The organism is Nocardia alba NBRC 108234 (genome assembly GCF_001612665.1).
Lineage (GTDB): Bacteria > Actinomycetota > Actinomycetes > Mycobacteriales > Mycobacteriaceae > Nocardia > Nocardia alba.
The window spans coordinates 271526-285666 of sequence record NZ_BDAX01000019.1 but is presented as its reverse complement, the minus strand read 5'-3'; the positions used below and the strand labels follow the sequence as shown (position 1 = coordinate 285666).

Here is a 14141-nt window from a genome sequence, read left to right as displayed (position 1 = left end):
CGGTCCACCGAGCGGAGCTGGCCCGGCCCGCGGCGGCGCCCACCGAGAGTTTCAAGTCTTCGCCCATCCTCGCGGCGGCACAAGGGGCGGGTTTCGGCTTCGTCGAGACGCGGCGGGGCGACAGTTCGAATGGTGTTCACCCAGGGGTGTGGTGGGTTGGATAGCTTGTCGTCATGGGACGTCGGGTGGCCGCAGCGGTGCTGGGAATTGTCGTCGCGGGAGGCGCGGTGCCGGACGCGAGCGCCGCGGTCGACGGTGTGCGGGTGTTGGGGGAGCAGGTCGTGGAGCACGATCTCGAATTCGCGGGAACGGTGGTCGGTGGGCTGTCGGGGATCGACTATGTCTCCGGCGCCGATGAATTCGTCCTGATCAGCGACGACCGGTCGGAGAAGGGTCCCGCACGCGTGTACACCGCCCGAATTCCATTGGGGGAAGGCGGAATCGGTCCCGTGACCTTCGCCGCGACGATGCCGCTGCTTCGGCCCGACGGGGCGACGTACGCGCCGAAATCGGTCGATCCCGAAGATATTCGGGTCGATCCGTGGACGGGTGACTACTTCTGGACGCAGGAAGGTGAGCGCGCGGGCGAGGTGCTCGCTGATCCTTCGGTGCGGGTGGCGCGCGCGGATGGCGGGTTCGTCGCGGAGTTGCCGATCCCGGAAAGCGAACGGATGCGCGCTGATTCGGGGCCACGGCAGAATCAGGCGCTCGAAGCGGCGACGTTCGCGGCCGGTGGGGCGCTGTTCGTGACCGCGATGGAGGGTCCGCTGCTCCAGGACGGGCCGGGCGCGACCACGACGGCGGGGGCGACGACGCGGATCACCGTCCAAGCCAGGTTCGGGCCGGTGCTGGCACAGTACGCGTATCCGCTGGAGCCGGTGTTCGCGGATTCGCGGCCGGAGGCCGGACAGTCGAGCAACGGCGTCACCGCGATCCTCGCCGACGACCCGGTCGATCCGACCCGATTCCTGGTGGTCGAACGGGCTTTCGCCAAGGGCGTGGGAAATCGGGTGCGGATCTTCGAGATCGACACCGCGGGGGCGAGCACTGTGCTCGACGCGCCGATCACGGGTGCACGCCCGGTGGCGAAGCGGCTCGTCGCCGACCTCACCGCTCTCGGAATCGAGGCCGTCGACAACATCGAGGGAATGACCTGGGGGCCCCGCCTGCCCTCGGGCGAGCGTACGTTGGTGCTGGTCGCGGACAACAACTTCGCGTCCGAACAGCGCACCCAGTTGATCGCCCTGGCGGTGCGCTGAACCGTGGGTTTCGGACAACCGTTGCCGCCACAGCGTCGAATCTCCACCCGATAGACGCCGGATCGCGCTAGCTTGGATATGTGTGGTGATGTCGATGGCATCCCCGCATGTCGACCGAAACGCCGGTGACGCCGATGGTGAGAGGTGGTCACATGGATCCGGAGCAGACGCGTACGCGGCGCGGGCCGGCCGAGGCGGCGCCGGCGGGGCTGAATACGCAGCGGACGATGGCGCCGGGGGTGCCCGACAAGGCCGTCATCGCCGAGCTCGATGCCATGGGACTCACGGGAGCCAAGGAAATCGGGCGCGGCGGATTCGGCGTGGTGTATCGGACCTTGCAGCCCGCGCTGGATCGCGTAGTGGCGGTGAAGGTGCTGTCCTCGGAGATCGATGTGGAGAGCCGGGAACGGTTCCTGCGCGAGGAACAGGCGATGGGCAGGTTGTCCGGGCACCCGAATATCGTCGACATCCTGCAGGTCGACGTGACCGAGACCGGGTTGCCGCTGATCGTGATGCCGTACTGTTCGCGTGGCTCACTCGAACGCCTCATTCACGATCGCGGGCCGCTGACCTGGTCGGATACCCTCCGGGCCGGAGTGAAGCTGGCCGCGGCGATCGAGTCGGCGCATCGGGCGGGCATCCTGCACCGGGATGTGAAACCGGCGAACGTACTGATCAGCGGTTATGGCGAACCGCAACTCACCGACTTCGGCATCGCCCGCATTCCGGGCGGCTTCCAGACGTCGAGCAGCTTGATCACCGGTTCACCCGCGTTCACCGCGCCGGAAGTGCTCAAAGGCAATGAACCGACCGTTCGGTCTGATATATACGGCCTCGGTGCGACCCTGTTCGCCCTGCTCACCGGTCACGCCGCGTTCGAACGCCAGGCCGGGGAGAAGGTGGTCGCGCAATTCCTGCGCATCACCACCCAGCCCGTCCCCGACCTGCGCGCCCAGGACATCCCCGACGATGTGGCGGAAGTGATCGAACGGGCCATGTCCCCCGAACCCGCCGACCGCCCGGCCTCGGCCTACGAGTTCGGCGAACTGCTGCGCGAAGTCCAGCGCGCGCACGGCCAGATGCCCGACGAGATGGCGCTACTGGACTCCGAGGAGACCACCGACTCTGCCCCGGAGGTTTTGAAGTCGGTGACCGGCCGCCGCAGCTGGCCGCTGACCCTCCAACCCGCGGGCGCCTCGGTACCCCTGACGAGCTCGACGACCGGTACTTTTCCGCCGACCGCCGCCACCAAATTCCGTCCGCCCACACCCGCGCGCGAACCTTTTCCGCGCCAGCGCCTGCTCGACGTGCTCCGCGAGGGTGGCGCGCGCCGACTCGCCCTGATCCACGCGCCCGCCGGTTTCGGCAAGAGCACCATCGCCACGCAGTGGCGCGCCGACCTGGCCACCCGCGATATCCCGGTGGCGTGGCTGGGGGTGGATCAGGACGACGACAGCGAGATCTGGTTCCTCGCCCACCTCATCCAGGCCATCCGCCGGGTACGCTCCGACGTCGGCGCAGGCCTGGAGCAGGTGCTCGAGGAGCGTCCCGCCGACGCGGTCGCCTATGTGATCGCCACTCTGATCGATGAGATCCACGCGAGCGGGCGACCGGTGGTCGTCGTGGTGGACGACTGGCACCGGGTGCGCGACCCCGGCGTACAGCGCGCGATGGCGACCCTGCTCGACAACGGCTGCCACCACGTGCGGTTCGTCATCACCAGTCGCGATCAGTCCGGCTTGCCGATCAGCAGGTTGCGGGTGCGCGACGAATTGGTCGAGCTGGACGCGGCCGCGTTGCGGCTCACCGAAGCGGAGACCCGCCAGATCCTGGTGGAGCGCAACGGTTTCGCGCTCACCGACGAGCAGATCGAGCAGATCCACGTCGCGACCGACGGCTGGCCCGCGGCGATCCAGCTGGTGAGCCTCACCTTGCGCGGTAAAGCGGATCCGACCCAGTTGCTCGCGTCGCTGGCCGAAGGCGGGCACGGGATGCGGGAGTATCTGGCCGAGAACGTGCTCGACGCGCTGGCGCCCGAGCAGCTGGAGTTCCTGATGGCGATCTCGGTGGTCGAGCGGGTGAACGGGTCACTGGCCGCGCTGCTCGCCGACGTTCCCGATGGCGCCGCGATGCTGGCGCAGGCCGAACAGCGTGAGCTCTTCCTGCATCGGATCCAGCATGATCCGGAGTGGTACCGCATGCAACCGCTGTTCGCCGAGCATCTGCGCGCCCGACTCGACCGCGAACATCCCGGCCGTTCGAAAATGCTGCACCGCAAGGCCGCTCGCTGGTACGCCGAGCACCAACTGCTGCGTAAGTCGGTGGATCACGCGCTGGCCGCGACCGATCTCAAGCTCGCAGCCGACCTGCTCGAGAGCGGCGGCATGGACCTGATCGACGGCTCCCGGCTCGCCACCCTGCTCGGCACCGTCTCGAAACTGCCTGTGCAGCAGGTGACCTCACGTTCGAAGCTGTTGATGGCGGTGGCCAGGGCGAATATGAACATGCAGCAGACCAGCACGGCCCGGAGCGCGCTCGGTCGGCTCTCGAACCTGCTGGCCCGCAGCTCGCCGGGTGCGCCGGAGCTGACCGAACAGCGTTGCGTGGCAACCATTCTGGACGCGGCGGACCGGGTGGCCCACGATGACATCGCTGACGTGGCCGACCGTCTGGCCTCGGTGCTCGACGAACCCGACGACCTGCCCGCCTGGACGGTGTCGACGGCCGCCAACCTGATGTCGTTCGTCCGGCTGTGCGAGTTCGACTTCGACGCGGTGGCGCAGCTACAGGAGTGGGCCGCCGACTATCACGCGCAATCCAAGGACCCGCTCGGTCCGGTGTTCGGGCTGTGCGCGCTGGGCGACGCCGCCTACGAGCAACTCGATATCGGCACTGCCACCGCCACTTTCGAGCAGGCCTACGAGACCGCGCGGACCAAGTCGGGGCCGCGCTCGGACGCCGCCCGGATCGCGGCTGCCCTGCTCGGCGAAGTGGCCTATCGGCGAGGAGACCTGGCGCAGGCCGATCGGCTCCTCGACGAGAGTCTGCAGCTCGTCACCAGGGTGGGTCCTGTCGACTTCCTGATCGCGACGTTCGTGATCGGGGCCAGGGTGAAAGCGGCCCTCGGCGACCAGTACACGGCCTCGGCCCGCCTCGACGAGGGTGCGCGAGTGGCCGCGGAGAACGGGCTGGCGCGCCTGGACGCCCATGTGCGGGCCGAGCGGTCCCGGCTCGGGTTCCCCACCGGCGACGACAACTTCGTCCCCGATTCCTCCGGCAACGGTGCGCGGCGCAAGAAGGGCGCCGCCGCGCTGATCACCGAGGCGCGCGCGATCGCCGACATCCGAGTGCTGCTGGCCGAACAGCGGCTGCGCGCCGATGATCGCGCGGCACGTCATGCCAGGGTGATCTACGCGAAAACCCTCGAACAGGGCCGCCCCCGTGCGGAATTGGACGCGACCCTGCTGCTCGCGGAGTGCCTGGCCTCGGCAGGATGGGTCGGGGAGGCGACCGGTCTGGTGCTTCCGGTCCTGCGCACCTGTGCCGAACTGGGCTGGACCAGGCCACTGCTGGACGCCGGGCCCGGGGTGGTCGGCCTGCTCCACGTGCTGCGTACGCAATCCCATGACGGGCAGGACCATCCGATACTGCGCGACCTGCCCCGCCACTTCCTCGACGAACTACTGCTGTGACATAGGCGGCCGGCGCCGCGGTTCTCGGCCCTGTGACCCCGGTTCTTCCCTCCCTGCGGGTACTCCTTCGTCGCACCCTTCGGTCAGTCCAGAACCGGGGGCGGGCCGAGAACACGGCACCGCGCTACGGCTGCCACCAGGGGCGCAGCGGGACATCCCAGGCACCGTTCGTATCCAGCTTCACGCCGAGTACGTGGTGCAGCTGGATCACGTTGCGCTGGAAGCCCAGTCGACAGCCCGCCATGTACAGGCCCCACACCTTCGCGGTGCCCTCGCCGACCTCGGCCACGGCCGCGTCCCAGTTGGTGACCAGGTTCTTGCACCACTCGTGCAGCGTCAGCGCGTAGTGCTCGCGCAGATTCTCCTCGTGCAGCACCTCGAGGCCGACGTTCTGGATGTCGGAGATGATGCGGCCGGAACCGATCAGCTCCCCGTCGGGGAAGACGTAGCGGTCGATGAAATCGCCGGCCTTGGTGGTGCGGGTGTTGTCGTGGCGGGTGATGCAGTGGTTGAGGAACAGACCACCCACCCGCAGCTTGTCCTTGATGTAGCCGAAGTAGAACGGGTAGTTGTGCACGCCGATGTGCTCGGTGAGGCCGATCGAGGAGACCGCGTCGAATTCGCCCTCGGGGATGTCGCGGTAGTCGCTGTGCCTGACCTCGGCGAGCTCGCTGAGCCCTTCCTCGGCGATCTTCTGCTGCGCCCAGGCGGCCTGCTCGGCCGACAGGGTCGCCCCGATCACCCGCACACCGCGCGCGGCCGCGTAGCGGACCATGCCGCCCCACCCGCAGCCGATATCGAGCAGCCGGTCGCCTTCCTTCAGCCGCAGCTTCTCGAAGATCAGCCGGTACTTGTTCTCCTGTGCCTGCTCGAGGGTCCAGTCCTCGTCGCCGTACACCGCGCAGGTGTAGGTCATCGACGGGCCGAGGACGTACTCGTAGAACTTGTTGGAGACGTCATAGTGGTGGTGGATCGCCTCGGCATCGCGGGTCTTGGAATGGCGCAGACCCTCCAGCGCGATCCTGCGCCAGCGCGGCAGCGTTTCCTGCGGCGGGGGCGCGATCGGCTTGAGCCGGTCCCAGCCGAGCGACCGGGCGATGGTCACCAGTGAGAGTGCCGAAGGACGATGGAACTTCATGTCCTGCATGGCTTTCAAGATGTCGTACGGGTCGCCGGGATGCACCCCCTCGGCGATCATGTCGCCGGCGATATAGGCCCGCGCCATACCGAGGTCGCCGGGGGCGCCTGCCAGGTAGTTGATGCCGCGCGGGGTCTTGATCTCGAGCGAGTAGGCCGCGTCCTCCGGTCCGGTCGCGCTGCCGTCGTAGGCGGTCAGGCGGACGGGGATCTCGCCGTCTACGAGGCTCTCGACGACCTCGGCGATGTTGAGCCGGGTCCCCAGTTCGGTCAGGCCTGTGGCCCTGTCAGCTCGGTCCTTGAATGTCGTCACTTGCGTTGCACCGCCTTCGAATACAGATTCAGCAGTCGTTGGTCCGGGTCGTAACGGGTTTTCAGTTCGGTGTAGATGTCGCCGCCGTAGAGTGCGGCGAACTCGGCTTCGTCGTAGTAGGAGTCGGAGTAGAGCGACTTGTGTCCGTCGAACGCGGACACGATCTTCTCGATGGCCCGGTTGGCCGCCCCTTCCGGTTGATCTCGCTCGGTCGGCACCGCCGACCAGAATCCGACATTGACGTAGGTGCGCTGTGGCTCGAGCGGATACAGCGGCCACGGACGCGCACCGTCCGCCGCCGGTGCGTCGCCGAGCGCGCGCAGGCGCAATGGGCACAACCAGATCGGCTCGATCGGTATTTCCCGCAGGAACCATTCGACGAAGTCGGCGGTGTGCTGGACCGGAACCTCGATGTCCTGCACGACGCGTTCCTGCGGCGGGTTGCCCTTGCGGGCCTGTCTGCGGTCATCGATGTGATATTTGCGGTCGAGGGCGACCAGTTTCCAGTAGAAGCTGCTGCGGCGGCGCGACTTCGGCCAGAACCTGCGGATCTTCGGGTTCTGCGCACCGAACGCGCGTGAGCACCAGAACCAGTCGGTGTCCCAGCGCCACAGGTAATCGTGGATGGTCAGCCGGTCTCTGGTCACCCCGTCTGCGTGTTGCAGGGAGCGGTAGAAGATGTCCATGCCGGTGTAGTCGCTGACCGGGCCTGGCTCGTCGGTCTGCCTGCCCAGGGTGAGGTAACTCTCGTTCGCGCTGAACACCACGCCGTCGAGGTAGTCGACAGCTTCGCCGTCGAAGCGGCGTTCGACGACGATCCGATCGAGTTCGGCTTCCAGTTCGCGCAGGTCGTGGAAGCGCACGTGCCGCAGTTCCACGTACGGCAGCACCGGTTCGAGTTCGATCTTCAGCCGCACGGAGTATCCGAGCGTGCCGTAGGAGTTGGGGAAGCCGTGGAACAGGTCGGCGTGCTCGCCGGTGGGTGTCGCGGTGACGATCTCCCCCGACCCGGTCAATATGTCCATTTCCAGCACGGATTCGTGCGGTAGTCCGTTGCGGAACGAGGTCGATTCGATGCCGAGACCAGTCACCGCCCCGCCCAGGGTGATGGTCTTGAGCTGGGGCACCACCAGCGGCGCCAGCCCGTAGGGCAGGGTGGCCGCCACCAGGTCCTCGTAGGTGGTCATGCCCGCGACGTCGGCGGTTCGGGCCCGCGGGTCCACCGCGATCACCTGGCCGAGGCCGGACACGTCGAGCCCGGGCGCATCGGGAGCTGCCCTGGCCCGGAACAAGTTCGATGTCTTCTTCGCCAGCCGGACGACGGCACCGGGTGGGATGGCGCGATAGCTTTCCAGCAATCGCTGTACTCCCGCTCGATGCGCGGCATATCCGGACTCGCGTGTGGCCGGTTCGTGACCAGCCATGCCCAAAAGACTCACTGCCACCCTTTGACGCTAGTACGACCGTGTCCGCCGGGCCACCGGATACTTGCGTGCCGCGACAAAAAGTCACGCATATGTTCCCGTACCGGCCCAACCTGGTCGGGTGACATGCGCGGGGACAGGGCAGGATGTAACCCGGTCGAGATATCGCCACACCCCCAGCAAGGAGTCAACAGTGGGACAGGTCAGCGCCAGCAGTTCGATCGTCGTCGCCGCGGATCCGCAGCGCACGCTCGCCGCGATCAGCGATTATGAGACGGTCCGGCCGCGCATTCTTTCCTCGCACTACCGCGACTACAAGGTTGTCGAAGGTGGCAACGGCGCGGGCACCGTGGTGGAGTGGACGCTGCAGGCCACCGAGAAGCGCACCCGCAACGTGCGCGCGACCGTGACGGTGGCGGATTCGGTCCTCACCGAGCGTGACGCCAACTCCACCATGGTCAACACCTGGACGGTTACCCCCGACGGCACCGGCTCGAAGGTCACCGTCGAGACCACCTGGAAGGGTGCGGGCGGCATCTCGGGCATCTTCGAGGGCATCTTCGCCCCGCTCGGCCTGAAGAAGATCCAGGCCGAGGTGCTGGGCAACCTCTCGGGCGAACTGGCCTGAGTTCAGTTCACCGTGGTGGATCAGTCCTTGCCGATGTCGAAGAGGTTTCCTTCGGGGTCGGCGAGGGTGGTCCACTGGAGGCCGTACTCGTCGAAGTCGCCGATGTGCTTGCCGCCCAGACTGATCGCGCGCTCGATGTAGTCGGCCCACTCGGCGGTGTGGAAGTCCAGGTGGACCACATTCTTGCCGGGTGTTTTGTCCGGGACCTGGATGAACATCAGGATCGGGGCGAGACCGGCGGATTTGCCGACCGTGGCGAAGAACTGCGAAGCCTCCGGGTCGACGGGTACGTCGAGTAGCCCCGCGTAGAACTCCGCCTGGGCGGTGGCGTTGTGGCAGTCCATGGTGATGTTGGACAGGGTGATGGTCATCAGAGTTCTCCTTCGGTGATCGGCCAGCACACTTCGGTGCGGTAATCGGCCGGGTTATCGGTGATATCCGGGCCGACGAGATAGCGCTCGCGGACCGGTTCGTCGGGTAGCGCGGCGCTGTGCTCGGCGACGTGGCTGCCGAGCGCGCCGTAGGTGCGGTCGAAGTCTTCGAACGGGCCTTCGTGCACGGCGACGGCGAAGTGGCGGGCGGGGAAGTCGACGACGGCGAAGCCGCGGGTGGGAGTGAATTCGACCCCGGGCGGCAACGGCACATACGCGGTGACCGCGCCGTTGTCGTCGGTGAAGAACTCGTTCGAATACGTCGCGCCCGCAACACCTCCTGGGTTCACCCCGGACTCGAGCAGGATCAGGTACAGCTGTTCGAACGCCGTGCCGCACCAGTCGGCGATGTCGGTGTGTTCGACCTGGTCGGTGACGGTGAGTGCCGTGAACGCGGGCTCGACCCGGTAGTCGATCTCGATCGGTGGTGGCGGCGCGGTGAGCAGGGCGCGCAGCGAGACCACCACCTCACGGGTGCGTTCCAGCGCCGCTTCCATCCTGGTGAGATGGGCCCGCAAGGTGGTGTCGCGCTCAGCGGGATCGGCCGTGGCGAGCACGGTGCGGATCTCCGGTAGTGGCATGTCCAGGTCGCGCAGGCGCCGGATCAGATGCGCCCGCTCCACCTGGTCGGTGGAATATCGGCGATAGCCGGTGCCCACGTCTACCGCGGCCGGTTCGAGTAGCTCGATCTCGTGGTAGTACCGCAGCGTCTTGACGCTCAGATGGGTGAGGCGGGCGAACTCGCCGATCGCCACGGTTGCTGTCATGAGGTCCAGCGAACACCCTCCAGCGGGTGGAGGGTCAAGAAACGATCAGGCGGGCGTCAGGACGAAGGCGGCGAGCAGCGGCCACGAGCCCTCGCGCCACCACGTGTAGCCGAACCAGACGCCCGGGGTGACCTCGCGAATCTCGTCGTAGACCTGCGGGGTGGGTGACGGCGCGTAGTTCAGCGCCCAGGTGGGCGCGCCATCGAGGATCGACGGCGCTCGATAGACATCGGCCGGGAACGCCTCGATTCCGGAGGCGGTGACCCGGTTGGTCAGGGTGCCGCCGTCGGGCCCGGTGCGGAACACCTTGCCGATCCACAGCGCCGGGGCGGCCGCCTCGAGCTGCGGTGGGCGTGTCACCCACCCGTTGGTGAGGCCCATCGGGACCGAGCCCGCCTGCGCGTCACGGTAGATCTGGTCCTGCTGGGTGACACTGCACCGGGACCGCAACGAATCGATGGTCGCCGCACGATTGCCCGGATCGAGTACGCAGCCATTGCCGTAGTTGGTGACCCCGCCCCCCGAATCGGCCGACACGGCGGCCGGTGTGAGAAGTAGCAGGCCGGCCGCAGCGAGGAAAACGGCCGAAACCGACGAAAGGCGCGCACGGGATACATCCATCTGATCTCCTAGAGATTGCTGAATCATTGCCCTATCGGCCCTGATGGTATGCCCAAGCCCCCGCGCAGCCGTAGTTTCAGCGCCCGTTTCCCACGACCGACCGGCAAACGGCAAGTGCCCCCTCCCCGCACACGAGGGGAACGAGACGGAACGTCGAGCCCCCGCGCAGCCGTAGTTTCAGCGACCATTCCCCACGACTAAACTGACGAACGGCAAGCCCCGATCCCCGCACCCAACCCACCCCCACGGTTTTCGGCCGCCTCGCACCCGAGGGACGAGACGGAACGCCGAAGGCGCAGTATCGTCCCTCGGGTGCGAGGCCCCCCGGGCCGAAAACCCCCGCGGCGCCAGCCGCCAAAATTACAGGAGCGTTGTGCAACCCGGTGATGGTCAGTTCGATATGCAGGCACTGCTCGCTCAGGCTCAGCAGATGCAGCAGGCAGTGATGCAGGCGCAGGCCGAGCTCGCCGAGACCGAGGTGGCCGGTCAGGCCGGCGGCGGTCTGGTGCAGGCCACGATCAAGGTCAGTGGCGAGGTGATCGCGCTGACGATCGATCCGAAGGTGGTCGATCCAGAGGACGTCGACGGGCTGCAGGACCTGGTGATCGGCGCGATCAACGACGCCATGAAGAACGCGCAGCAGCTCGCGGCCGAGCGTCTGGGCCCGCTGTCGCAGGGCCTCGGCGGCGGTTCGATGCCCGGTCTGCCCGACTTCTGATGTATGAGGGGCCGGTTCAGGATCTGATCGACGAGCTGGGCAAACTGCCCGGCGTCGGACCGAAGAGCGCACAGCGCATCGCGTTTCATCTGCTGGCTGTGGAGCCGCCGGATATCGACCGGTTGCAGGCCGCGCTGCAGAAGGTGCGCGACGGCGTTCAGTTCTGCGTGTCGTGCGGCACCGTCGCCGATGGCGAGCTGTGCCGGATCTGCGCCGACCCACGCCGCGACCGCACGATGATCTGTGTGGTCGAGGAACCCAAGGATGTGCAGGCGATCGAGCGCACCCGCGAGTTCCGTGGGCGCTACCACGTGCTCGGCGGTGCCCTCGATCCGCTCAGCGGGGTCGGGCCTGATCAGCTGCGGATCAGAGAACTGCTCACCCGCATCGGCAATCAGGAGGACGGCATCGATGTGAGCGAGGTGATCATCGCGACCGACCCGAATACCGAGGGTGAGGCGACGGCCACCTATCTCGTGCGGATGCTGCGCGATTTCCCCGGGCTCACCGTCACGCGATTGGCCTCCGGCCTGCCGATGGGCGGCGACCTGGAATTCGCCGACGAACTGACCCTCGGTCGGGCGCTGTCGGGCCGACGGACGCTGTAGCGGGCGCCGCGCCGGTCACGTTCGTGCTCGGATCAGAGTTCGACCCGGGTCCAGGCGACGCCGTCGGTGGTGGCGGGCTTGCCGTTGGCCCAATCCCAGATGATGCGGGCGACCTGCGCCGGGTCGTCCAGGGTGGTGCCGAAATGCCGGTCGGGCGCGCCATCGCGATATTCGAGGGTGTAGGGGCCGCCCGCGTCACGGTAGGTCTGGATGTAGCGCTGTTCGCCCTGCTCGACGATGAGGTACGGGTTGGGCGCGGCCAGCCCGGCGACCCAGTGATGCGCCAATTCCTCGGTGAGATAGGGGAATTCGCCCGCGCCGCCGTGAGTGACATTGATCGGGATGTGGTCGGCCGGGTCGATGAGCCAGCTCAGCTGTGGATCGTAGACGGCGTAACCACGCGGGGTCGCGAGGTCGAAGAGCAGATTGCGGACGAAGCCGATGGCGTCGTACGGGGAGGGGACGTAGAGCGTGTCGCCGCTGGGTCCGCCGACGGGTTCGACGCTGAGGAACGAGTCGTCCGCGGGCAGTTCGGCGTTGCGCGCGTTCAGCTCGGCCGCGATCTCGGCGATCGGCGCGGACTCGGTGAGGCCTTCCTGAGCGGCCAGGTACGCGTCGATCTCGTCGACGGAGCTGGCGACGCCGGACGGCAAGAGGATGTGGTCGTAGCTCACCCGGCCAGCCTACGGGCCGCGGGACCGGTCGTAATCGATGTGGTCCCCGCCCCGCGCTATTACCAGCGTGTTTCGAAAGGGGGGCCGGTCGGGAAACTCAGGTTTCGTCGACCCGCGCGCTGTCGGGGATATGTGGTCAACTTGGTGAATGGGCATCAAGGTGTCACTCGAGCACCGCACGGCATATTCCTTCGATCGTCTCGTCGAGGTGCATCCGCACGAAGTGCGGTTACGCCCCGCGCCGCACTCGCGGACGCCGATCGAGGCGTATTCGCTCGAGGTGTCGCCGGCTGAACACTTCGTCAACTGGCAGCAGGACGCGTTCGGCAATTTCGTTGCGCGCCTGGTGTTTCCGAACCCCACCAGGGAGTTGTCGATCACCGTCGGGTTGATCGCCGACCTCGAGGTGGTCAACCCGTTCGACTTCTTCATCGAGGACTACGCCGAGTTCTTCCCCTTCGAGTACGACACCGCACTCGCCGAGGATCTCGCGCCCTATCTGCGGCGCGTCGACGAGGCGGGGCCTGGCAGCGGTCCGGGGGAGTTGTTGCGGGAGTGGGCGCGGGCACACCGACCGCAGGGCCCCACCCGGGCCATCGACTATCTCGTGGAACTCAACTACGCGCTGCGCAACGCCGTCGACTACACCGTGCGTATGGAAGCGGGTGTGCAGACACCCGATCACACATTGCGCACCGCGCTCGGATCCTGCCGCGACTCGGCCTGGCTGCTGGTCGGCGTGCTGCGTGAACTGGGGCTGGCCGCCCGCTTCGTCTCCGGCTACCTGGTTCAGCTCACTTCGGATGTGCCGTCGCTGGACGGTCCGTCTGGCCCCACCGCCGACTTCACCGACCTGCACGCCTGGACCGAGGTGTATCTGCCCGGCGCGGGTTGGGTCGGGATGGATCCCACCTCCGGCCTGTTCGCGGGCGAGGGCCACATCCCGCTCGCCGCCACGCCGCATCCCGGCGCCGCCGCCCCGATCTCCGGAGCGACCGGGATCACCGAGGCCACCCTCGATTTCAGCAATGTGGTCCGTCGGATCCATGAGGACCCGCGAGTCACGCTGCCCTATACCGAGTCCCAGTGGGAGCGCATCGTCGCCTCCGGCGCCGCGATCGACGCGCGGATGGCCGCGGCCGATGTCGGCCTCACCATGGGCGGCGAACCGACCTTCGTCTCCATCGACGACCAGATGAGCGCCCAGTGGACCACCGCCGCCGACGGTAGGCACAAACGTGAGCGCGCCGTCGACCTCGCCGACCGGCTCCGCTCGATCTACGCGCCGACCGGCATCGTGCAGTACCGCCAGGGCAAGTGGTATCCCGGAGAACCGTTGCCCCGCTGGGAGATCGCGATCGCGTGGCGGGCCGATGGCGAGCCGATCTGGCAGCGTCAGGATCTGCTCACCGACCCGTGGACGCCGGTGGCGCAGCACACGCCGGAGCGGCCGGGCGCTGATGAGAGCACAGGGCACTCGAACGGCTACGCACCGGCCGGCGCCGAGGTGGCGAGCGCTGTTGTCGCGTTGGGTCTGGCGGACGAGTCCGACGGGGACGCGGCCGACACTGTGCCCCGCTCGGACGACGCGAGGTCGGTTCTCGACGCGCCGCCGCCCTCGGACGACATGGTCGCGGTCTTCGAAGCACGTCGCCGGGTCGGCGGCGACGACATCGCTGCCGCTGTTGTCGCGCTGGGCCTGGCCGACGACGACGATGTCCGGCGCGACGGTGAGCCGGGCGGTACCGATGCCGATGTGCGAGATCGGGTGGAGGTCGAGTTCCAGGACGGATCGGCGCTGATCGACGAGCCTGTCGAACTGATCGTCGCCGAACATCGGCGCGCCGCCGAGATTCAGCAGGCCTGCGC

11 protein-coding genes and 1 pseudogene are annotated in these 14141 nt (G+C 67.5%); 6 read left to right on the top strand and 6 right to left on the bottom strand.

Annotated elements, in window-relative coordinates; all coding sequences use genetic code 11:
• The first annotated feature begins 173 nt into the window (after window positions 1–173).
• Window positions 174–1259 carry an esterase-like activity of phytase family protein gene (locus NA12_RS22260; RefSeq protein WP_067454522.1) on the top strand — a complete coding sequence of 362 codons (1086 nt, stop codon included), beginning with the start codon at window positions 174–176 and terminating at the stop codon, window positions 1257–1259.
• A gap of 152 nt (window positions 1260–1411) precedes the next feature.
• Window positions 1412–4951, top strand: a complete 3540-nt coding sequence (locus NA12_RS22255; RefSeq protein WP_067454726.1) for a serine/threonine-protein kinase — start codon at window positions 1412–1414, stop codon at window positions 4949–4951.
• A gap of 124 nt (window positions 4952–5075) precedes the next feature.
• On the opposite strand, the gene NA12_RS22250 is transcribed toward NA12_RS22255, so the two are convergent.
• Window positions 5076–6401, bottom strand: coding sequence for a class I SAM-dependent methyltransferase (locus NA12_RS22250; protein ID WP_067454519.1), 1326 nt, complete (start codon window positions 6399–6401; stop codon window positions 5076–5078).
• Window positions 6398–7825, bottom strand: coding sequence for an FAD-binding oxidoreductase (locus tag NA12_RS22245; protein WP_067454516.1), 1428 nt, complete (start codon window positions 7823–7825; stop codon window positions 6398–6400). The genes NA12_RS22250 and NA12_RS22245 overlap by 4 nt, the downstream gene beginning before the upstream one ends.
• A 193-nt stretch (window positions 7826–8018) precedes the next feature.
• Here NA12_RS22245 and NA12_RS22240 point away from each other — a divergent pair, with 193 nt between their 5' ends.
• On the top strand, window positions 8019–8453 hold the full coding sequence (locus tag NA12_RS22240) for an SRPBCC family protein (protein WP_067454513.1): 435 nt from the start codon (window positions 8019–8021) through the stop codon (window positions 8451–8453).
• 20 nt (window positions 8454–8473) lie between these two features.
• Here NA12_RS22240 and NA12_RS22235 read toward each other — a convergent pair whose 3' ends face one another.
• From NA12_RS22235 to NA12_RS22225, 3 genes are read right to left on the bottom strand one after another with little or no spacing between them, the layout of a single operon-like run.
• On the bottom strand, window positions 8474–8824 hold the full coding sequence (locus NA12_RS22235; protein WP_067454510.1) for a VOC family protein: 351 nt from the start codon (window positions 8822–8824) through the stop codon (window positions 8474–8476).
• Window positions 8824–9651: a MerR family transcriptional regulator gene (locus NA12_RS22230; RefSeq protein ID WP_067454507.1), complete on the bottom strand. Its 828-nt coding sequence runs from the start codon at window positions 9649–9651 to the stop codon at window positions 8824–8826. The genes NA12_RS22235 and NA12_RS22230 overlap by 1 nt, the downstream gene beginning before the upstream one ends.
• Window positions 9652–9696: 45 nt before the next feature.
• Entirely contained in the window at window positions 9697–10272 is a 576-nt protein-coding gene (locus NA12_RS22225) for a hypothetical protein (protein WP_067454504.1), read from the bottom strand.
• A 400-nt stretch (window positions 10273–10672) separates the two neighbouring features.
• Between NA12_RS22225 and NA12_RS22220 the strand changes: the two genes are divergently transcribed.
• Together NA12_RS22220 and recR are read left to right on the top strand one after the other, a co-directional pair.
• Entirely contained in the window at window positions 10673–10990 is a 318-nt protein-coding gene (locus NA12_RS22220; RefSeq protein WP_067454502.1) for a YbaB/EbfC family nucleoid-associated protein, read from the top strand.
• Window positions 10990–11598 carry a recombination mediator RecR gene (recR, locus tag NA12_RS22215; protein ID WP_067454499.1) on the top strand — a complete coding sequence of 203 codons (609 nt, stop codon included), beginning with the start codon at window positions 10990–10992 and terminating at the stop codon, window positions 11596–11598. The genes NA12_RS22220 and recR overlap by 1 nt, the downstream gene beginning before the upstream one ends.
• A gap of 32 nt (window positions 11599–11630) precedes the next feature.
• Here the strand turns inward: recR and NA12_RS22210 are convergent, their stop codons facing one another.
• Window positions 11631–12272: a hypothetical protein gene (locus tag NA12_RS22210; protein ID WP_067454496.1), complete on the bottom strand. Its 642-nt coding sequence runs from the start codon at window positions 12270–12272 to the stop codon at window positions 11631–11633.
• Between the two features lie 148 nt (window positions 12273–12420).
• On the opposite strand from NA12_RS22210, the pseudogene NA12_RS35145 reads away from it, so the two are divergent.
• Window positions 12421–13734: pseudogene (locus NA12_RS35145) on the top strand (transglutaminase family protein); the annotation flags it as partial.
• Between the last annotated feature and the right edge of the window lie 407 nt (window positions 13735–14141).